General features: G+C 67.8%; 16 protein-coding genes. 1 reads left to right on the plus strand and 15 read right to left on the minus strand.

Annotated features, from left to right (window positions below; all coding sequences use genetic code 11):
* The 4 genes from argS to RZN05_RS09880 form a co-directional block, all read right to left on the minus strand.
* Entirely contained in the window at positions 1 to 1,725 is a 1,725-nt protein-coding gene (argS, locus tag RZN05_RS09865; RefSeq protein ID WP_317226444.1) for an arginine--tRNA ligase, read from the minus strand.
* 195 nt (positions 1,726 to 1,920) lie between these two features.
* A complete protein-coding gene (locus RZN05_RS09870) occupies positions 1,921 to 2,202 on the minus strand; it encodes a hypothetical protein (RefSeq protein ID WP_317226445.1) in 282 nt (93 codons plus the stop codon).
* Positions 2,203 to 2,790: 588 nt separating this feature from the next.
* Entirely contained in the window at positions 2,791 to 3,942 is a 1,152-nt protein-coding gene (locus RZN05_RS09875) for a DUF1501 domain-containing protein (RefSeq protein ID WP_317226446.1), read from the minus strand.
* Between the two features lie 3 nt (positions 3,943 to 3,945).
* The gene (locus tag RZN05_RS09880; RefSeq protein ID WP_317226447.1) at positions 3,946 to 5,403 is read right to left on the minus strand and encodes a DUF1800 domain-containing protein; all 1,458 of its coding nucleotides are present in this window, start codon (positions 5,401 to 5,403) and stop codon (positions 3,946 to 3,948) included.
* A 214-nt stretch (positions 5,404 to 5,617) separates the two neighbouring features.
* Between RZN05_RS09880 and RZN05_RS09885 the strand changes: the two genes are divergently transcribed.
* Positions 5,618 to 5,890, plus strand: a complete 273-nt coding sequence (locus RZN05_RS09885; RefSeq protein ID WP_317226448.1) for a hypothetical protein — start codon at positions 5,618 to 5,620, stop codon at positions 5,888 to 5,890.
* A 35-nt stretch (positions 5,891 to 5,925) separates the two neighbouring features.
* On the opposite strand, the gene RZN05_RS09890 is transcribed toward RZN05_RS09885, so the two are convergent.
* The 11 genes from RZN05_RS09890 to RZN05_RS09940 all read right to left on the minus strand — a co-directional run bounded on the left by RZN05_RS09890 (position 5,926) and on the right by RZN05_RS09940 (position 18,697).
* Positions 5,926 to 7,092 (minus strand): deoxyguanosinetriphosphate triphosphohydrolase, encoded by a 1,167-nt coding sequence (locus tag RZN05_RS09890; protein WP_317226449.1) that lies wholly within the window; start codon positions 7,090 to 7,092, stop codon positions 5,926 to 5,928.
* Between the two features lie 54 nt (positions 7,093 to 7,146).
* Positions 7,147 to 9,003, minus strand: coding sequence for an SPOR domain-containing protein (locus RZN05_RS09895; protein WP_317226450.1), 1,857 nt, complete (start codon positions 9,001 to 9,003; stop codon positions 7,147 to 7,149).
* An 89-nt stretch (positions 9,004 to 9,092) separates the two neighbouring features.
* A complete protein-coding gene (ftsZ, locus tag RZN05_RS09900) occupies positions 9,093 to 10,559 on the minus strand; it encodes a cell division protein FtsZ (protein ID WP_317226451.1) in 1,467 nt (488 codons plus the stop codon).
* 110 nt (positions 10,560 to 10,669) lie between these two features.
* Entirely contained in the window at positions 10,670 to 11,932 is a 1,263-nt protein-coding gene (ftsA, locus tag RZN05_RS09905; protein ID WP_317226452.1) for a cell division protein FtsA, read from the minus strand.
* A 1-nt stretch (position 11,933) separates the two neighbouring features.
* On the minus strand, positions 11,934 to 12,830 hold the full coding sequence (locus RZN05_RS09910; protein ID WP_317226453.1) for a cell division protein FtsQ/DivIB: 897 nt from the start codon (positions 12,828 to 12,830) through the stop codon (positions 11,934 to 11,936).
* Positions 12,827 to 13,738 (minus strand): D-alanine--D-alanine ligase, encoded by a 912-nt coding sequence (locus RZN05_RS09915; RefSeq protein WP_317227598.1) that lies wholly within the window; start codon positions 13,736 to 13,738, stop codon positions 12,827 to 12,829. Before RZN05_RS09915 ends, RZN05_RS09910 begins: the two co-directional genes overlap by 4 nt.
* Positions 13,739 to 13,743: 5 nt before the next feature.
* Positions 13,744 to 14,679 carry a UDP-N-acetylmuramate dehydrogenase gene (murB, locus tag RZN05_RS09920; RefSeq protein WP_317226454.1) on the minus strand — a complete coding sequence of 312 codons (936 nt, stop codon included), beginning with the start codon at positions 14,677 to 14,679 and terminating at the stop codon, positions 13,744 to 13,746.
* Between the two features lie 127 nt (positions 14,680 to 14,806).
* On the minus strand, positions 14,807 to 15,001 hold the full coding sequence (locus RZN05_RS09925) for a hypothetical protein (protein ID WP_317226455.1): 195 nt from the start codon (positions 14,999 to 15,001) through the stop codon (positions 14,807 to 14,809).
* Positions 14,998 to 16,416 (minus strand): UDP-N-acetylmuramate--L-alanine ligase, encoded by a 1,419-nt coding sequence (gene murC / locus RZN05_RS09930; RefSeq protein WP_317226456.1) that lies wholly within the window; start codon positions 16,414 to 16,416, stop codon positions 14,998 to 15,000. The genes RZN05_RS09925 and murC overlap by 4 nt, the downstream gene beginning before the upstream one ends.
* Complete coding sequence (gene murG, locus RZN05_RS09935) at positions 16,413 to 17,564, minus strand: undecaprenyldiphospho-muramoylpentapeptide beta-N-acetylglucosaminyltransferase (protein ID WP_317226457.1); 1,152 nt, start codon at positions 17,562 to 17,564, stop codon at positions 16,413 to 16,415. The genes murC and murG overlap by 4 nt, the downstream gene beginning before the upstream one ends.
* Entirely contained in the window at positions 17,561 to 18,697 is a 1,137-nt protein-coding gene (locus RZN05_RS09940) for an FtsW/RodA/SpoVE family cell cycle protein (protein ID WP_317227599.1), read from the minus strand. The genes murG and RZN05_RS09940 overlap by 4 nt, the downstream gene beginning before the upstream one ends.
* Positions 18,698 to 18,787 lie beyond the last annotated feature (90 nt).

The following is an 18,787-nucleotide window of genomic DNA, read 5'->3' on the forward strand; positions in this document are numbered from 1 at the left end:
TCAGTGCATCTCCTGCACGGCCTCGACACCCATGAGACCCAACCCGTTACGGATAATCTGTCCAACGCCGCGCGCCAAGAAAAGCCGCGCACAGGTCAGCCCGGGCTGCTCGGGCAGGAGGAAGCGCCGGTCTGGACGGTCGTTGCCGACATTCCACAAGGCGTGCAGAGCCGCCGCCAAGTCATAGAGATAGAAGGCAATTCGATGCGGCTCGCGCGCCAGTGCCGCGCCCTCCACGGTGCGTGGAAACTGCGCCGCGAGCTTCACCAGCGCCAGCTCTTCCGTATCAAGCAGGGACAGATCGGCGCTTGGGCAGTCGATTCCCGCCTCCGCGGCCTTGCGATGGAGCGACGCGATCCGGGCATGGGCATAGTTCACATAGAAGACCGGATTGTCCTTCGACGCCTCCACCACCTTGGCGAAGTCGAAGTCCATCTGCGCGTCGGCCTTCCGAGTCAGCATGGTGAAGCGCACCACGTCCTTGCCGACTTCGTTGACGACATCAGCAAGCGTAACGAAGTTGCCCGAGCGCTTGGACATTTTGACCGGCTCGCCTGCGCGCAGCAGCCGCACCATCTGGACCAGCTTGACGTCGAACTTGGTCTTGCCGTCGGTCAGCGCCGCCACTGCCGCGACGATCCGCTTGACCGTACCGGCGTGATCCGCGCCCCAGATGTCGATCAGCTGGTCCGCCGATTGCGCCTTCTGGAAGTGATACGCCAGGTCCGCACCGAAATAGGTCCATTGTCCGTTCGACTTCTTGATCGGGCGGTCTTGGTCATCGCCGAACTTGGTCGAGCGGAACAGCGGCAGCTCGACCGGCTCCCAATCCTCGGGCGTCTCGCCCTTGGGCGCTTCGAGCACGCCGTCATAGACGAGATCGCGTTCGCGCAGCCACGCTTCGGCGGCCTCGGGCTTGCCGGCCGCCTGCAGCTCGGCCTCGGACGAGAACAGGTCGTGATGGATGCCGAGCAAGGCGAGGTCCGCCTTGATCATCACCAGCATCGACGCGACCGCTTCCTTGCGGAACAGCGCGAGCCACGCGCTTTCGGGCTTGCCAACAAAGGCGTCGCCATGCTCGGCCGCGAGCTTCTCGCCGACCGGCTTGAGATACTCGCCCGGATAGAGCCCCTCGGGGATCTCGATCGTCTCGCCGAGCGCCTCGCGGTAGCGCAGGTGCGCCGAGCGCGCGAGCACGTCGACCTGTCCGCCCGCGTCGTTGACATAATATTCGCGCACCACCTTGTGCCCGGCATATTCGAGCAAGGCGGCAAGCGCGTCGCCGACCACCGCACCGCGGCAATGCCCCATGTGCATCGGACCTGTCGGATTGGCCGACACATATTCGACATTGACCGTCGCGCCCGCGCCGATCGAGGAGCGCCCGTAATCGCCCTCGGCCGCGAGGATGTCGGTCAACTCGCCGCGCCAGGTGTCGTCGGTCAGCGTCAGGTTGATGAACCCCGGGCCCGCGACCGACACCGCCGAGACCGCGTCGAGCTTCTCGAGCTCGGCGGCGATCTTCTCGGCGAGCGCGCGCGGATTGGTCCCCGCCGGCTTGGCGAGCACCATCGCGGCGTTGGTCGCCAGATCGCCATGCGACGCATCGCGCGGCGGCTCGACCGTGACCGCGCGTCGCTCCAGCCCGGCGGGCAAGTCGCCGGCGGCGACGAGCGCATCGAGAGCGGCATCCAGGTGCGCGGCAAAACGGACGTAGAGAGTCATCGGGCTTCCAACAGCGAACGGAAGCGCGCGCCTTAGCGGATGGGGCGCGTGGGGACAATTGGGGTGGGGAACGCGATGCTGAAAGGATGGCGGCTATTGGGTGGTTTGCGGTCTGCCCGGATTGGAGCGAAAGCTGGCCAAGGCGGACACCGATGAGCTCCAACTGGCAACCGCGCACCTTCGGTGAAGCCCTGATCAGCAGGGGCCGTGCCAATATACGCTGTGACCCAGTTCTGACCAGCATTCGACAAGCATCGTCAGGTCCTGTTTGTCGGGAGCGTAGCCATAGCCCAACCCACCATCGAAGAATGGTTTTGTCGTAATATCGACCATCCCCTGTAGTACGGTCACAGAATATGGCTTCAGCTGCGCGATAGCAGGTGGCCATTTGCCTTTCGGGATGTCAGCACGTTGCGTTGAAGGGCTAAGCGGATAAGTTGCCATGAGATGCTGAGATTCCGCCGCAACTGCCTTCATTAGCCCTTGGTCGAGAGTAGGGTGCGGTAGAGCGCAATATATCGCCACAGTGATTAAGACTATGATCGGAACAACAATGCGTAGGCATCCTTTCACTCAGCCCCCCATCATGCAACCTGGCGCCTGAAACTCGCTGAGCTTACAGCTGCTTCGAGTGTCCGCAAGCAGGGAACAGTCAAACGGTCGTGAACGCCTGAAACTGGGGCGTTAGACGCCATCACTCCCTCCCCAAACGGAGAGGGATTTGGGCGAAATCAAAATCGGAATTTCGGTGGTAAAGTAGGGTTTGTTCTGCTTTTGTTCAGACTAATGCCACATCAGCGTGCCTCTCGCTCCCAGCCGTGCCGCATCGGCGTCGCCTTTCTGGCGCTTACCCGCCGCGTAGCCGCAGCCTGGGTACAGCGTAGTCGCCGCGTTACTGCCGCGCAGATGACGCGTACCGTAGCGCCAGTGGCACGCGCCCCTGCGCACAGATGCCGTGTACAAGCCGCGTCTAAGACGCTTCCCCGCCGTAGACCCGCCGCTTCCGCCGAGAAACCCGCCATCGAGTCAACTTCGTCAACCGACCAACGCCCGGACCGGCGCGACTCAAGCCCGCACCAGATCCTTCACCACCCCCGCACTCTTCATCTCCGGAAACAGCTTCGCCGCGGTCCGCACCGGCTGGAGATCGAAATGCGACGCCACTGCGCTGTTGAGCAGCGTATCGAGCCCCGCGGTCGGGCGCAGGTCGCGCGCCTCGTAGAGCGCTGCGTCGCCCAGCCCCGGCCAGTCGGCGACCACGCGGCCGCCATTGACCGCACCGCCCATCAGCATCGCCAGCGCGCCGGTGCCGTGATCGGTCCCCTGGGTGCCGTTGACCTTGACCGTGCGGCCGAACTCGGTGGCGACCACCACCATCGTATTCGCCCAGAGCGGCCCCAACCCGGTGCGCAGCGCGCCAACCATCGCGTCGAGCCCCTTCAATTGCCCGGTGAGCCGCCCGCGCTGCTGGGCGTGGGTGTCCCAGCCGCCGGTCTCGATCATCGCGATCCGTGCGCCGCCTTGCGCAGTGAGCAGCTTGGCGGCGAGCGTGCCCGTGGCCGCGGCGTTGCGGCCATTGTCGGCGGCCAAGTCGCTGGTCAGCATCCGCGTCGCAGTCGCCTGCTCCCAGATCGCGTGGAGCTGGGCATCCTCGCGGTACATCGCCGAGACGCGCGCGAGCAGGTCGTCCGAAGCGTCGGGCAGCGACGAGGGGGCGTAGCTCGCCACTTCGGCCGGCCCGCGCAGCGCCATCGGGATCGTCGCGGCGAGCGCGATCGCCTTGTCGTCGGCGGGGAGCAGCGAGAGCAGCCGGTTGAGCCAGCCGTCCTTCTGCGCATAGGCCGAGGCTCCGCCGGTCTCGAGCACGTTCTGCCCGTCGAAATGCGAGCGCTCGCGATAGGGCGAGGCGACCGCATGGACGAACAACGCCTGCTTCGCCTGATACAGGCCGAGTGTGTTGGTCATCGCCGGATGCAGCGCGAACATGCCATCCAGCTTGGGTGCCGCAGCGAAATCTTCCGCGAGCACGCCGCGCTGGCCGGCAAACGCCGGATCGCCGACCGGGGCGAGCGTGCCGAGCCCATCGGCAGCGCCGCGCTGGATGATGAACACGAAGCGGCGCTCGGTAGCGGCGCGGGCCAGCGCCATCCGCGCGCCGAACGCAGACGTGACCACCGCAGAGGCACCGAGGGCGACGAAATTGCGACGAGTGAGCATAGCCTATCTCCGCAGGAATTCGGGCGCGACGAGCAGAAGCGCGACGCCCTGCGCCGGACTTTCGGCGCGCGCGATCGACTGGGCGGTGCTCTCGCTCAGTGCGCCGGGAAACAGTTCGGCGGCGCGGGCGCGGGCATCGACGGTGTCGCGGGTGCGCTGGGCCAGCCGCTCGGCCGCCTCGACCCGGCGCATCACGGCGTCGGGCCCGGCCCAGCTGCCGGCGACATCGTCCCAGCCTGCCGGAGACCCCGGCTTCCATACCGGCTGGCCGAGCTGGGTCATCAGCCCGTTCATCGCCATCGGCGGCAATTGCTCCGCGCCGAGACCGCGCAACGCGGAGATCGTCCATTCCCAGGGCGACTTGAACTTGACCGGCTGCGCCACCCAGCATTCGGGCGCCTCGACCAGCGCGCGATAGACGCTGGGCAAGTCGCCACCCGATTTGAGAAACGCAGTTTCCAGCTTGCCGACCAGCGCGGGCGGCGGATCGTCGCCGGCGAAATGCCGCGCCAGCTTGGTCGCGATATGGCGCGCGGTGGCGGGGTGCGTGGCCAGCATGTCGAGCACTGCGGCCGCCTGGGCCTCGCCCTGTTGCGGCCAGCTCTTGCCGAGGATCGTGCGCGTCCCCGGCTCATGGCGGCGCGGCGCGAAGGCGAAACCGCCGCCCTGCCCGTCATCGGCGCCCCCGCGGCCGAGTCCGGCCACGCTCCAACCAGTCATTGCACGGGCGAATTCGGTGACGTCGGCCTGACTGTAGCCGGTACGGACGCCGAGTGTGTGGAGCTCCAGGATTTCGCGCGCCAGGTTCTCGTTGAGCCCGGCTTTGCCGCCGCGCCGCCCCGCCGCCTGACCCAACGCACTGTTCGGCCCGACCGACTGCGCCTGGTCGAGATAGACCAGCATCGCCGGGTGCCGCTCGACCGCATGGAGCATCTCGCCGAATTTCCCCAGCACGTGCGGCCGTACCGCCTCGAACTCGAAGCTGCCGGCCAGGCCGATCATCTCGAGCTTGTCCGCGGAGACCGCGAAGTGGTTGGCCCAGAAATGCACCAGCCGCTCGACGAACGGCGCCGGCGAATTGAGCGCGGTGAGCGCACGCGCGGAAATCGCATCGGCATAATGGTCACGCGCCTGCAGACGGGCGTCCCGGCGGACCTGCGCGGTCGGATCGTCGGGGTCGCGGCGCCGCGGCGGCATTGCGGATCCACGCATCGCTACTTCGGTATCCGCCTCGGGCCTGGGCATCGCCCGCATGTCGCGGCGCGCCTCGCGCAGGTCGCGGCGATAGTCGGCAAGTTCGCCGACGATCTGGCTACTGGGCGCGAGCGCTGCGATCACCTCGGGCCGGGCTTCGTAGCGCTCGAGCTGCGCCATCAGCCAGCGGGCGGGATCCGCCCCCGGTGCGTCGCCCGGGCGGCCACCCAGGCCGAAGCGATTGAGCGCGATGCCTGCCTTCGCCATGCGATTACCTCCTGCCCTGCAAATACGCACGAGATGTCGCAGAAGTTTGTCATCTGCACGCTTCGTCGTGAATCGTGCACCGATTGCAATCATACCCGACGCGCTTTGCGATTGCGCAATTTGATGCAGCGCAGCATTTTCATGCGCAAGAACAGAACAAGACGTAACAAAGGATGCCGATCCGGCTCTTTCCAGTTTCCGAAGGAGATAGATCGTGACTAAGCTCTTCCTCGCAGCCGCTGCTGCAACCATCGCTTTCGCCGCTCCCGCCATCGCCAAGGATCGCGTGTTCACGCACGAAGGCGTGACCTATGCCTATACCGCGACCCCGGGCAGCGACGGCCTCGTCCTCGAGGGCAAGGCCTCGAAGGGCGGCAAGTTCCGCCTCGTCGTCAAGGGCGACTGGGTGAACGGCTATGCCGGCGGCGCCCGCGTCTCGTTCCGCGCACCGAAGCGCGATGAGGCAGTGCTCGTCGCACAGCGCTAAGCCTTACGAGGGTCCCAGCCAGCCGGCAGGGGCCCTCAAAAGCCTTCGGGCAGGCTGATCGGGCCGACGACTTCCTCGTAGCGCGCAATCGCGTACCGGTCGGTCATCCCGGCGATGAAGTCAGCGATATGGCGGCTCCGCCAGGGCGCCTCCGCCGGCAGCGCTTCGCGCCATTCCTCCGGCATCAGGCCAGGATCGGCGGCATAGGCTGCGAACAGCCCCGCAACCACGCCATGCGCCGCCTCTGCCGCCTCGAGCTGGCTCGGATGGTGATAGAGATTGGCGTACATGAAGCGCTTGAGCCCCCGCTCGGCGTCGCGCATCGGGTCCGAAAAGGTGACCAGGCAGCGCCCCGCGGCGCGCACGTCCGCGACCGTCTCGATCCCGTCTTCGGCCAGCCGCGTCCGCGTAGTCTCGATCAGATCATTGACCATCTCGCCGATCTGCGAACGGATCAATTCGCTGACCAGCCGTCGCGCGGGCACGCCGGGGAACTTGGCCTCGACCCGCGCCCAGCCCTCCGCCACCATCGGCAATTCCATCAACTGATCGAGGCACAGCAATCCGGCGCGCAGGCCATCGTCGATGTCGTGATTGTCATAGGCGATGTCGTCGGCGAGCGCCGCGACCTGCGCCTCGAGCGACGACCATCCGGCCAGCTCCAGCGGAAACGCGGCATCGGCGGCGGCGAGCGCCCATTCGGGTCGCGTGACCGGGCCATTGTGCTTGGCGAGCCCCTCGAGCGTCTCCCAGGTGAGATTGAGCCCGTTCCATAGCGGATATGGCCGGTCGAGCTCGGTCAGCGTGCGCAGCGTATGGCCGTTATGGTCGAACCCGCCCTGCCCGGCCAGCGCCGCCTCCAGCGCATCCTCGCCGGCATGGCCGAAGGGCGGATGACCGATATCGTGCGCCAGGCACAGCGCCTCGGTCAGGTCCTCGTTGAGACCGAGCGCGCGCGCGATCGTCCGGCCGATCTGCGCGACCTCGAGGCTGTGGGTGAGCCGAACGCGGAAATGGTCGCCATCGGGCGCCATGAACACCTGGGTCTTGTGCCGCAGCCGGCGGAAGCTGATCGAATGGATGATCCGGTCGCGGTCTCGCTGGAAGGCGTCGCGCGGCCCGCGGACGGCACCGCCTGGTTCGGGGTGGAGGCGACCGCGGCTGGTTTCCGGCGTACTCGCCCAGGAGGAAATCGCTTTCACCCGAAGGGCCCTAGCGGCTCAGGCCTCGCTTGTCGAAGGCTTCGACTGGTCGGATCAGTTCGCCAGCTTGGTCACCTTCTGCCCGGCCTCGCTGGTGAAGACGAAGCCCGACACCTCTTCCTTGCGCAGCGTGTTGACGAAGGCCTGCGCCTCCGCCGCGGTCTTGAACGGGCCGGCAAGGACGCGGTTGGTGGCGCGCAGCGGAGTCCACCAGCCGGACTTGCCCTTGAAAGCCGCAGGCGCCTTGGCGACGACCGCCTTCCATGCCTTGGGCAGGCTGGCCTCGTTGGCGCCGCCGGCGACCTGGACCCAGACGCGCGCGGGCTCGGCGGGCGGCTTCTTGGGCTCAGGCTTCTTGGCCTTGGGATCGGGCTTGGCCGGCTCCGGCTTCTTCGCAGCCTTGGGCTCGGGCTTGGCCGGTTCGGGCTTGGGCTTCGCGACTGGCTTGGCAGGTTCGGGCGCGGGCCGCGCGACCTCGGGCGACGCCGCGACGGCGCGCGTGGGCTCGGGCACCGGATCGACCGGCACCGCCGTGACGACCTGCAATTCCTCCGCAGGGATGGTGATCCCGGCAACGATCGCGGCGAGGACCGAATCCTCCTGCCCCACGCGCGCAGGGCCGGGCGGCGCCGGCTCGGGCGCGGCGGCGATCGCATTGGGCTGGGGCTCGGGACGCGCAGCAGCGGGAAGCGTAGCCGGGGGTTGCGCTGCCGCGGTAACCGGCGTGCGCGCCGTGTCGCCGACCGAAGCGGCGGCGGGCGTGCCCTGACCGGGCGGCGTGATCGCGCTCGGCTGTGGCGCGACTTCGCGGCTCGCGGTCTGGACCGGCGCCTCGCGGACCGGGGGCGTGTCGATCTCTTCGGACTTCGGCTTGGGCAGCGGCTGGACGATCGGCGTTGCCTCGCGCATTACCACCTGCTGTGGCGGGGCGGGCAACGGCGGCGGCGGGGCCGCGGCGGTTTCCACCGGCGCGGCACGACGGGCGAGCGGCGCGGCGTCACGTTCGTCGCGCTCGCGCTGTCGGCGCGAGCGGCGATCCCTGCTCTTTGGCGCCTCGGCAGCGGACGTGCGCGTCGGCTGCGTCTGGGCGACCTGAACCGGGCGCGTGGGCACATAGCGCGGCAGTACCGGCGCGAGCCGGGCGTCGGCAACGCGCGCCGCGGTCGGCGAGATCTGGCCGAAATGCACGGCGAAGGCGCGATCGGCAGGCGCGAGATTGGCGAGGCGGCGGAAGAAGGGCGCGAGCGAGCTGCCCATATTGCCCGGCATCATGCTCGCCGCGATACGCTCGGCACCGGGCATGTCGCCGTTCATCGCGAGGACGAAAGCGCGCGCGCGCCACGCCGCGCGGTCGCTCTTACGCAGCAGCGGATCGAGCTGGCGCATCGATTCCTCGACATTACCGGTGATGCCGAGCGACAGCGCGTAGCGACGCACGGTCTCGTCGTCGTCGCGATCGTCCTGGAGCGCGCGCTTGTAGTCGGCCTGGGCGAGCACGGGCTGGCCGAGCAGGTCATAGGCGAAGCCGCGATCGGCGGCATATTCGCGCGCATTAAGCCCCCGCGCCTCGGCCGCCTGGAACAGCCGCAGCGCCTCGCCCGGGCGCTCCATCCGCACCAGCGCCGCGCCGCGCCCTGCGAGGATGCCGGGGTTGGAGGCATCGACCGTCTCGGCACGCGCGAAGAAGGCCAGCGCGGCGGCGGTATCGCCGAGCTTCGCGCTCAGATTCCCCGCCGCGAGCAGCGCACGCACGTTGCGCGGATCGGCGGCGACCACGCGCAGCTCCTGCGCGAGCTGGTCGGCGAGCGGATTGGGCGTGGGCATCAGCCCGTGCTGGGCGAGCGCCGGCGCGCCGGTTGCAGCCAGCGCCAATGCCAGTGCGATGCCGTCGAGGGAGCCGAGCTGCTTCATTGAGGGACCGCCAGACACGTCATCGGGTAACGGCCGATGACGCGTCGCCGGCGGCTCGTCGAAACGGGCACCGCCGGCGACGAACGCCTTTACTGGTTGTTCTGGCTGCGCAGGAACCGCGGGATGTCGAGCGGATCCTTGTCCTCCTCCTCGGTCGCCTTCGAGGCACCGCGCGAGGCCATCCGCTCGAACAGCGTGCCTCCGGCACGGCGACCGGCGGGCTTGGGTTCGGGCGCGGGCTCCTCGTCGGCGCCGCCGGTCAGCCAGCGACGGCGGCTGGTGAGTTCGGGTGCCGGAGCGGGCGCCGGTTCGGGCTCGGGCGCGGCTTCGGCCATCGGCTCGCCAAGCAGCAGCTCGTCGGATTCGTCCTGCGCGGCGACCGGCTCGGGCTCCGGCTCATATGCTTCCGGGATCGGCGCCGCAGCGACGGGCTCGGGTGCTTCGGGCTCGAGAACAGGCTCGGAGAAGCCGGGCTCGGGCGCAGCTTCGACCGCCGCGGGCTCCGATGCCGCCGCTGCGGCGCTGCGGCGCGGCGTCGCGAAGGAGAAGACGCGCGTCTGCTCGGGCGCCGGGGCGGCGCGCGCCTGGGCGTCGGCATCGATGCCCGTCGCGACGACCGAGACGCGGATCTTGCCTTCGAGATCGGGGTTGAACGCCGATCCCCAGATGATGTTGGCGTCGGGATCGACCAACTCGCGGATGTGGTTCGCGGCTTCGTCGACTTCGAGCAGGCGCATGTCCTCGCCGCCGGTGATCGAGACGATGACGCCCTTGGCGCCGTTCATCGAGACGCCGTCGAGCAGTGGATTGGCGATTGCCTTCTGCGCGGCGATCAGTGCGCGATCGTCACCCTCGGCCTCACCGGTGCCCATCATCGCCTTGCCCATCTCCTGCATCACCGAGCGGACGTCGGCGAAGTCGAGGTTGATGAGGCCCGGCATGACCATGAGGTCGGTGATGCCGCGGACGCCCTGCTGGAGCACTTCGTCGGCCATCTCGAACGCCTGCTTGAAGGTCGTGTTGGCGTTGGCGATCAGGAACAGGTTCTGGTTGGGGATGACGATCAGCGTGTCGACATACTTCTGAAGCTCTTCGATGCCCGATTCCGCCGACTGCGCGCGGCGCTTGCCTTCGAAGGCGAACGGCTTGGTCACCACGCCGACGGTGAGGATGCCCATGTCGCGCGCGGCCTTGGCGATCACCGGCGCGGCGCCGGTGCCCGTGCCGCCGCCCATGCCGGCCGCGATGAAGCACATATGCGCGCCTTCGAGCGCCTTCTGAACCTGATCGATCGTCTCTTCGGCGGCGGCGCGACCGATTTCGGGACGCGAGCCTGCGCCGAGCCCTTGGGTAATCTTCGCGCCCAGCTGGATGCGATGCCCCGCCGAGGACTGTTTGAGTGCCTGTGCGTCGGTGTTGGCGACGAGGAACTCGACCCCGAGCACGTCGGCGCGGATCATATTCGCGATCGCGTTGCCGCCCGCGCCGCCCACACCGATCACGGTGATCTTGGGCGTCAGCTCGTCAACCTCAGCCGGAAGAAATTCGATGCTCATTCCATATCTCCCTGGCGCCGCCGTCGCGCTGGGGCGGCACCGTTGAACTCCGTGATGCACCAAGGGCCCCACCGACTCTAGTGGAAACAGGCCCGTTCGGTCGTATTTCTTTAATAATTCGACCGAAACGCCGTCATCAGACGCTGGAGCAGCGCGCCGGGGCTCGTCTTGGTGACCATCTGGTGGCTCGACGGCTCGAGCGCGCGCAGATCGATCGGATCGGCCGCGGCGAAGCGCGCGAGGCCAGCGAGGGTGGCGAAGGCCGGGCCGGCATGCGCTTCGGGCAGCGCGATCAGCCCTTTGGGACGTCCGACGCGGACGGCATTGCCGAGCGACTGCTGGGCATAATCGGCGATTCCCTTCAATTCGGCACCGCCGCCGGTGAGGACGATCTGGCGGCCGATCGGATCCTGGAAACCGAGCTTCTTGAGCTCCTTCTGGATCTCGCTCATCAGCCGCTCCAGCCGCTGGCGGATCGTCGCATTGAGCTGCGCCTTGGTGATGCGCGGGCCTTCAGCGCCGTCGTCGGGGATAGCGAGCTGGACGTCGATCATCTCGTGATTGTCGCGCGGCGACAGATTGGCCGAACCGTGGAAGCACTTGGTGCGCTCGGCCCAGGTCCGTGCGGTGCCGAAAGCCGAGGCGATGTCGTCGGTGATGTCGGCCGAGCCCATCGGGATCGATGCGAGCCCGGCGAGCACGCCGCCGGCGAACACCGAGACGTTGGTCACCCCTGCGCCGATTTCGACCAAGGCGACGCCCAGTTCGCGTTCCTCGTCGGTGAGGCAGGCGAGCCCGGTGGCGACGGGTGCGGCGATGATCGACTTGACCTCGAGATGCGCCGAGCGGACGCACAGATCGAGATTGCGCACCGGCGAGCCCTCGGTCGAGACGACATGGATGTCGATGCCGAGCCGGTCGGCATGCAGCCCCAGCGGACGCTTCACGCCCGCAAGCCCGTCGATCGTGTAGCAGGTCGGCTGGGCGTGGAGGACCATCTTGCCCTGCGGATCGATCGCGTCGCGGCCAGCCTTGAGCAGTTCGTCGATATCGGCCTGCTCGACGCGATGTCCGCCGAGATCGGCCTCGAGCTTGACGACGTCGGAGAGGAGGCCGCCCGCCGAGAAGCTGACCCAGACGTCCTCGATATTGGTACCTGCGATGCGCTCCGCCTGCTCAACCGCCTCGCGGATCGCGAGTTCGGTGGCGTGCATGTCGGCGACATAGCCGCGCTTGACGCCGCGGCTCTCGCGCTGGCCGGTGCCGAGCACGACGAGCTGGCCGTCGTCGCTGCGCTGCGCGATCAGCGCCGAGACCTTGGACGAACCGACGTCGAGCGCGGTGATCAGTCCTTCGGGTACCGTCTTGGCCATCTTATTCCCCTGTCACAACGCTCGTCGCGGCCGCTTGCCCTTGCGGCCGCTGCATCACCATATTCCCGGGCACGCGCATGTCGAAGCGGATCGTACCCTTACGTAGCAGACCCTGCGCCGCATCCAACTCTGCGAATTTGCGTAAGGACTTAGCCGCCTCTTCCTCGCCCTCGGGAAGCTGGAGCTTCTCGCCGCTGGCGAACACCAGGTCCCAGCGGCGATTGCCGATCCAGCTTGCCGCCTTGACCAGCGGCTTGAGCGACGGCGCCGCGTCGAGCAGCTTCCGCCGGGCCGGCTCCTGTCCATTGGCGCCCTCGCCGATCAGCAGCGGCAGATCGGGCATCGCATCGGTCGATACCGGCTCGAGCGGCACGCCCGTCGGATCGACGAGCATCAGCTGGCCGTGGCTCTGCCAGATCGCCGCGGGCTCGCGCTCGACGATCGCGATGCGCAGGGTGTTGGGCAGGCGACGCGAGACGCGGGCGTCCTTGACCCAGGGATATTTGAGCAGCCGCTCGCGGACCAGAGCGAGATCGACCAGCGGCATCGCGCGCGAATCCTGATCGAGCGCCTGGGTGTAGACAGTCATCTTGTCCATGCGCTTGATCCCGTCGATCTGGATCTCGTCGACCTTCAATCCCGCCTCGCCGACGACATTGGCCGCCGCGACACCCGCCATCGACGGCACGCCGAACCAGGTTGCCACCGCAAGCGCCACCGCGCCGACCGAGCCGACGATCGTCCAAGTGGCGATGCGGGTGAGCGTCTTCTCGCTGAACGGCAACGCGGCGACCGCCTGGTCGAGCAGGCTCGGCCGCTTCGGGCGACGCGCGTTCGCCTTCTTCCTGGGCGCCGCACCCCGCCTGGTGGCGGTGCGTTGGACGGGCTTGCGGCTCAAGCGAGCGCCTCGTCGACGATGCGCTGGACCAGCTCGGGATAGGAAATGCCGAGATGCCGCGCCTGTTCGGGGACAAGGCTGAGTGCGGTCATGCCGGGCTGGGTGTTGACCTCGAGCAGGAAGAGGCCCTCGACGCCCTGGCTGTCGTCCCAGCGGAAATCGGCGCGCGAGCAGCCCTTGCAACCGAGCAGCCGGTGCGCGTCGAGCGCAATGCGCTTGCACGCATCGGCGACGTCCTGGGGGATGTCCGCGGGGAAGACGTGCTCGGTAAGGCCGTCGGTGTATTTGGCGTCGTAATCGTAGAAGCCATTGCGGACGATCAGCTCGGTGACCCCGAGCGCCTGGTCGCCGAGCACGGCGGTGGTCAGCTCGCGGCCGCGGATGAAGGGTTCGGCGAGGAGTTCGTCGAATTCCTGCCAGGGACCCGCGGCGTCGGCGCTGATCGGGTTACCCATATTACCTTCGTCGGTGACGATCGCGACGCCGACCGAAGAACCTTCATTGACCGGCTTGAGGACATAAGGGCGCGGCAGCGGGTCGCGCGCATGCAGTTCCTCGGTGCGGACCATGCGCCCGCCGGGCATCGGGATGCCATGCGGAACCAGCGTCTGCTTGGTGAGCTGCTTGTCGATCGCGATCACCGAGGTGACCAGGCCGGAGTGGGTGTATTTGAGGCCGAGCAGGTCGAGCGTGCCCTGGACAGTGCCGTCCTCGCCAGGCGTGCCGTGGAGCGCGTTGAAGACGATGTCGGGTGCGAGTTCGGTCAGCCTGGCCGCGAGATCGCGGCCCATGTCGACGCGGCTGACCTTGTGGCCGAGTCCCTCGAGCGCATCGGCGACTCCCGCGCCCGACATCAGCGAGACCTCGCGCTCGGCGGACCACCCGCCCATCAACACGGCGATGTGCAACTTGTTCACTTCTCGACCCCGATACGCTCTTCGACCGCGCCTTCGGCAAACCTGCCGACGCGCTGAATTTCCCACTCCAGCCCGACGCCGGACTGGGCCTTGACCTTGGCGCGGACGTCCTCGCCCAGCGCCTCGATATCGGCCGAGGACGCATTGCCCAGATTGAGCAGGAAATTGCAGTGTTTTTCGCTGACCTGCGCATCGCCTCGCCGCAAGCCGCGGCAGCCGGCGGCGTCGATCAGCGCCCAGGCCTTGTGCCCCTCGGGGTTCTTGAAGGTCGATCCGCCGGTCTTCGAGCGCAGCGGCTGCGATTCCTCGCGCGCGGCGGCAATGCGGTCCATCTCGACCTGGATCGCGGCGGGGTCGCCGGGCCGGCCGCGGAAGGTCGCGCTGACGACGATCGCGCCTGCGGGCAATTCGCTATGGCGATAGGTATAGCCGAGATCCGCGAGCTGCAGCGTCCGGCGCTCGCCGCTGCGCAGCACGACTTCGCACTCGATGAGGATGTCCTTTGTCTCGCGGCCATAGGCGCCGCCGTTCATCCGCACGAACCCGCCGACGGTGCCGGGGATCGAGCGCAGGAACTCGACGCCGGCGATGCCTGCGTCACGCGCCTTGGAGGAGACGAGAATGCCTGAGGCGCCGCCGCCACAGCGCAGCGTGGTGGCGTCGAGCTGCTCGACGCCGGCGAATGCCTTGCCGAGGCGGACGACGACGCCGGGCACGCCGCCGTCGCGGACGATCATGTTCGAGCCGAGGCCGAGGCCCATCACCGGCACCGCGGGATCGAGCGCGTAGAGGAAAGTGGCGAGGTCGTCGGCATCGGCGGGCTCGAACAGCCATTCCGCCGCGCCGCCGCTCTTGAACCACACGAGTGGGGCAAGCGGGGCGGCGTGGGTGAGCTTTCCGCGGACGGGGGGCAAGGCGTAGCAGACGTTCATAGCCCCTCCCCTTCAGGGGAGGGGTTGGGGTGGGACCTCCCCACGGGCGATTGGTCTCGGTGAGACAACGAGGCCCCACCCCCAACCCCTCCCCTGAAGGGGAGGGGCTTAGAGCAGAAGCATTCGCTCACTTCCAGCCCCACAGCTTGGCCCATTGCTTCCACGCTTCGAGGTTGGCCTCGGCTGCTTTCTGCCCGGCTTCCTGCAACGCGGTCATCTGCTTGCCGGCGCCCAGCATCTTCTGCGCCGCGTCCATCTGCGCCTTTTGCGCGCGGAGGATCTCCCGCTGCATCTCGACGGCGGTGGAGAACCAGTCGCTCATGCCGGCACGCCCTGCCGCGCCGCCTCAATCGCAGGGGCGAGCCCAGCTGCCCATTTGGTGATGTCGCCCGCGCCGAGGCACACGACCATGTCTCCCGGCACGGTGACTTCGGCGAGCCGCTGTGCCAGCGCATCGGCGTCGGCGATGGCGTCGGCCGAGCGGTGCCCGCGGCGGCGGATGCCGTCGACCAAAGCCTCGGCATGCACGCCCTCGCGCGGCTCCTCGCCCGCAGCATAGACCGGGGTGACCAGCACCATGTCGGCGTCGTTGAACGCCTGGGCGAAGTCGTCCATCAGGTTTTCGAGGCGTGAATATCGGTGTGGCTGTACCACCGCGATCACCCTGCCCTCGGCGCTCTCGCGCGCGGCGGCGAGCACCGCGCGGATCTCGACCGGGTGGTGTCCGTAATCGTCGATCACCGTCACCCCCTGGGTCTCGCCGACCTTGGTGAAGCGGCGCTTGACCCCGCCGAAGCGCGCAAAGCCCTTCTGGATCGTCACGTCGGGGATGCCGAGCTCGAGCGCGACGCCGATCGCGGCGAGCGCGTTCTGGACGTTGTGACGGCCGGGCATCGGCAGCTCGATATTCTCGATCGAACGCACGGTGCCGTCGCGGTTGCGGATGATCGCCTCGAAACGGTTGCCGCCCGAATGCGGGGTTACGTTGACGCCCCGGACGTCGGCCGAGGCGGCGAAGCCGTAGGTGATAATCCGGCGATCGCGGACCCGCGGGATGATCGCCTGGACTTCGGGATGATCGAGGCAGAGCAAGGCCGCGCCATAGAAGGGCACGTTCTCGACGAACTCGACATAGGCGTCCTTGGCGCGGTCGAAGCTGCCATAGTGATCGAGATGCTCGGGATCGATATTGGTCACCACCGCGATCGTGCCGTCGAGGCGAAGGAAGCTGCCGTCGCTCTCATCGGCCTCGACCACCATCCAGTCGCTGTCACCCAATCGGGCGTTCGAGCCGTACTGGTTGATGATCCCGCCGTTGATCACGGTGGGATCGACCCCACCCGCGTCGAGCAGCGCGGCGATCATAGAGGTGGTCGTGGTCTTGCCGTGGGTGCCCGCGACGGCGACGGTGGACTTCAGGCGCATCAGCTCGGCAAGCATCTCGGCGCGGCGCACCACGGGGACGCGGTGCTGGTACGCAGCCTCGACCTCGGGATTGGTGCGCACGATCGCGGTCGAGACCACGACCACGGCCGCATCGCCGATATTCTCTGCCTTGTGGCCGATCTCGATCGCGATGCCGCGGTCGCGCAGCCCCTGGACGACATAGCCCTCGGCGACGTCCGAGCCCTGCACCTTGTAGCCGAGATTGTGCATCACTTCGGCGATGCCGGACATGCCGATGCCGCCGATCCCGACGAAATGGATCGTGCCGATGTCGGTTGCGACACCCTTCATGCGTGGGCGAGCCTTCCCTGGATGGCCGCACGGCGCACCTTGATCGGCGCCGTGGGAGCGTGAATCGATTCGACGAGATCGGCGAGGTCGCTCGCCGCGTGCGGACGACCGACACTCTTGGCGCGGGTCGCAGCGTTTTCGAGGCCCTGGGCGTCGAGCCCGAGCTTCTGGATCTGCTTGGCGAGCTCGGTCGCAGTGAAGTTGCGCTGCGAAATGGTGCGCGCGCCGCCGACATTGGTGACTTCGCGCGCATTGGCGGTCTGGTGATCATCGGTCGCGCTGGGCAGCGGCACGAGGATCGCCGGGCGGCCTGCCGCGGTCAGCTCGGCGATCGTCGAGGCGCCGGCGCGGGCGATGACGATATGCGCCCAAGCCAACGCCTCGGGCATATCGGTGATGTAGGTCGAGACGTCGGCGGGGATGCCGTGCGCCTGATACTTGGCGCGGACGGCGTCGATATCCTCGATGCGTGCCTGGTGGGTGACCTGCAGCCGGCGGCGGAAATGCACCGGGAGCAAGGCGAGCCCATCGGGGACGACCTTGCTCAGCACCGTCGCGCCCTGGCTGCCGCCCGTGACGAGGACGCGGAAGATGCCATCCTCGTCGAGCACGGGATAGGGCCGTTCGCGAAGATCGAGCACCGCCTCGCGGACCGGATTGCCGATGAGGTGCGTCTTGGCGTCCCAGCGCGGCTTCATTCGCTCGACGGCGTCATAGGAAGTGGCGATCGCGCTCACCCGCCCGGCGACGAAGCGGTTGACCCGGCCAAGCACGGCGTTCTGCTCGTGGATCACCGTCGGCACGCCGGCGCGGAACGCGGCGAGCAGGGTCGGCAATGCGGGATAGCCGCCGAAGCCGATCACCGCCGCGGGACGCAGTTCCTTGAACAGGCGCAGCGCCATCGATCGTCCCGCCATGATACGCCCGGCCGCACGGATATAGCCGAGCGGCCCACCACCCAGCCGACCGGCGGGCAGCACATGCGTGTCGATTCCCTCGAACAGTCCTGGGAAACGCACCCCGCGATCGTCGCTGACCAGCGCGACCTTGTGCCCCCTTCTGGCCAGCTCCGCCGCCAGCGCCGCCGCGGGGACCATGTGCCCCCCGGTCCCGCCTGCTGCCAGAACATAGCTCCGCGACTTCGTCATCCCTTGCTCCACCGACCCGTATATGGCGAGCGCTTCAGATACGGGTTTCGGCGCGTGAAGGCGAGCAGCAACCCGTATCCGATCGACAGCGCGATCATCGACGACCCGCCATAGCTGATGAAGGGCAAGGTCATGCCCTTCGAAGGCGCGATGCCGGTGTTGACCGCCATGTTGATCAGCGCCTGGACACCGAACTGCGCGGCGAGGCCCGAGGCGGCGAGCAGGCGGAAGGCGTCCTCCTCGTCGAGCATCTTCATGAACACGCGGATGACGATCGCCGCATAGAGTATGACGATCACTGCGCACGAGATCAGCCCGAACTCCTCGCCGATCACCGAGAAGATATAGTCGGTATGCGCCTCGGGCAGCTTGAACTTGACCTGGCCGCTGCCCGGGCCGGTGCCGGTAAGGCCGCCAGCGCTCAGCGTCTGGTGCGCCATGTCGACCTGGTAGCGGTCGGCGAGCGCGGCTTCCTTGGTGGGGAAGAGGAAATTGTCGATGCGGGTGCGCGCGGTGCTGTAGAACAGATACGCCGCGACCACGCCGCCGATGGCGAGGCCGAACAGGCTCGCGATCGCGACCGCCGAGATCCCCGAAATGGTCAGCAGGATCAGCCAAACGATCCCGAAAACCATCGTCTGGCCGAAATCGGGCTGGAGCATCAGCAGCACGGCGATCACCGCAGTCATCCCGCCGGTGATGAATAGCACGGGCAGTTCGGGATCCTTGGCGCGGAACGACAGCATCCACGCGGTCGCAACGATGAAAAAGGGTTTCAGGAACTCGGAGGGCTGTAGATCGGAGACGCCGAGATCGAGCCAGCGCCGCGCGCCGTTAGTCTCCGAGCCGAGGATCGGCACCAGCACGAGCAGCAGCAGGAAGAACGCCGCACCGGCCAAGGCGAGCCGCCGCGCCAGGGTGACCGGCAGCATCGACACGAAGATCAGCACCGGCACCGACAGGCATACCCACATCAGCTGGCGCCAGAAATAATACATCGGCTGGACGATATGGGTGGCGTCCGAATAGCGCTTGGCGGTCGCCGGCGAAGCGGCGGCCACCGCGACGAGGCCGATCGCGATCAGCAGCATCGCGAGCAGCAGCAGCATGCGATCGACTTCCCAGAACCACATGCCGGCGCGCGTCGTGTTGGCGCGGCCGAGCTGCTTGCTCACCCGGCGGCGGACATCGCCATTGGTCTTCTCGGGTTCGGGGACGACGTC

Origin of the sequence: Sphingomonas sp. HF-S4 (assembly GCF_032911445.1) — a bacterium.
Classification (GTDB): Bacteria; Pseudomonadota; Alphaproteobacteria; order Sphingomonadales; family Sphingomonadaceae; genus Sphingomonas; species Sphingomonas agrestis.

What these genes read in the sequence shown, in the direction of transcription:
- argS (WP_317226444.1), bottom strand. Translation starts at nt 1,725, where the DNA reads ATGACTCTCTACGTCCGTTTTGCCGCGCACCTGGATGCCGCTCTCGAT.
- RZN05_RS09870 (WP_317226445.1), bottom strand. Translation starts at nt 2,202, where the DNA reads ATGAAGGCAGTTGCGGCGGAATCTCAGCATCTCATGGCAACTTATCCG.
- RZN05_RS09875 (WP_317226446.1), bottom strand. Translation starts at nt 3,942, where the DNA reads ATGCTCACTCGTCGCAATTTCGTCGCCCTCGGTGCCTCTGCGGTGGTC.
- RZN05_RS09880 (WP_317226447.1), bottom strand. Translation starts at nt 5,403, where the DNA reads ATGGCGAAGGCAGGCATCGCGCTCAATCGCTTCGGCCTGGGTGGCCGC.
- RZN05_RS09895 (WP_317226450.1), bottom strand. Translation starts at nt 9,003, where the DNA reads ATGAAGCAGCTCGGCTCCCTCGACGGCATCGCACTGGCATTGGCGCTG.
- ftsZ (WP_317226451.1), bottom strand. Translation starts at nt 10,559, where the DNA reads ATGAGCATCGAATTTCTTCCGGCTGAGGTTGACGAGCTGACGCCCAAG.
- ftsA (WP_317226452.1), bottom strand. Translation starts at nt 11,932, where the DNA reads ATGGCCAAGACGGTACCCGAAGGACTGATCACCGCGCTCGACGTCGGT.
- murB (WP_317226454.1), bottom strand. Translation starts at nt 14,679, where the DNA reads ATGAACGTCTGCTACGCCTTGCCCCCCGTCCGCGGAAAGCTCACCCAC.
- RZN05_RS09925 (WP_317226455.1), bottom strand. Translation starts at nt 15,001, where the DNA reads ATGAGCGACTGGTTCTCCACCGCCGTCGAGATGCAGCGGGAGATCCTC.
- murC (WP_317226456.1), bottom strand. Translation starts at nt 16,416, where the DNA reads ATGAAGGGTGTCGCAACCGACATCGGCACGATCCATTTCGTCGGGATC.
- murG (WP_317226457.1), bottom strand. Translation starts at nt 17,564, where the DNA reads ATGACGAAGTCGCGGAGCTATGTTCTGGCAGCAGGCGGGACCGGGGGG.
- RZN05_RS09940 (WP_317227599.1), bottom strand. Translation starts at nt 18,697, where the DNA reads ATGTGGTTCTGGGAAGTCGATCGCATGCTGCTGCTGCTCGCGATGCTG.